The 705-nt window shown below is 48.9% G+C and carries 3 tRNA genes; all 3 read right to left on the minus strand.

What is annotated here, in order from left to right:
- Positions 1-6: 6 nt before the first annotated feature.
- Positions 7-83: transfer RNA gene (locus ACOB80_RS20835), tRNA-Arg, on the minus strand.
- Between the two features lie 222 nt (positions 84-305).
- Positions 306-382 (minus strand) — tRNA-Arg (locus tag ACOB80_RS20840).
- A gap of 222 nt (positions 383-604) precedes the next feature.
- A tRNA-Arg gene (locus ACOB80_RS20845) sits at positions 605-681 on the minus strand.
- Positions 682-705: the final 24 nt, after the last annotated feature.

The following is a 705-nucleotide window of genomic DNA, read 5'->3' on the forward strand; positions in this document are numbered from 1 at the left end:
AAATAGTGGCGGACGCGGCAGGAGTCGAACCTGCGACCGCCTGGTTCGTAGCCAGGTACTCTATCCAGCTGAGCTACGCGTCCGCGGTCAATCGTTGTTTTAAATCCTGATGTAAGGATTGCGAACCTGTTCGTAGCCATCTTGCCTTCACAACCAGCATACTGCCTATCCAGCTGAGTCTACAAATTCGCGGTCAATCGTTGTTTTAAATCCCGAGTTAGAGATTGCTTTAATTTTAATGTCTAACGCTTAGACAGCCTATTTAGGCGATAAAAAACCAGCCTTACGGCTGGTTTCTCAAATAGTGGCGGACGCGGCAGGAGTCGAACCTGCGACCGCCTGGTTCGTAGCCAGGTACTCTATCCAGCTGAGCTACGCGTCCGCGGTCAATCGTTGTTTTAAATCCTGATGTAAGGATTGCGAACCCGTTCGTAGCCATCTTGCCTTCAAAACCAGCATACTGCCTATCCAGCTCATTCTACATATTCGCGGTCAATCGTTGTTTTAAATCCTGATGTAAGGATTGCTTTAATTTTAATGTCTAACGCTTAGACAGCCTATTTAGGCGATAAAAAACCAGCCTTACGGCTGGTTTCTCAAATAGTGGCGGACGCGGCAGGAGTCGAACCTGCGACCGCCTGGTTCGTAGCCAGGTACTCTATCCAGCTGAGCTACGCGTCCGCGGTCAATCGTTGTTTTAAATCC

It is taken from the genome of Thalassotalea coralli, assembly GCF_055786205.1.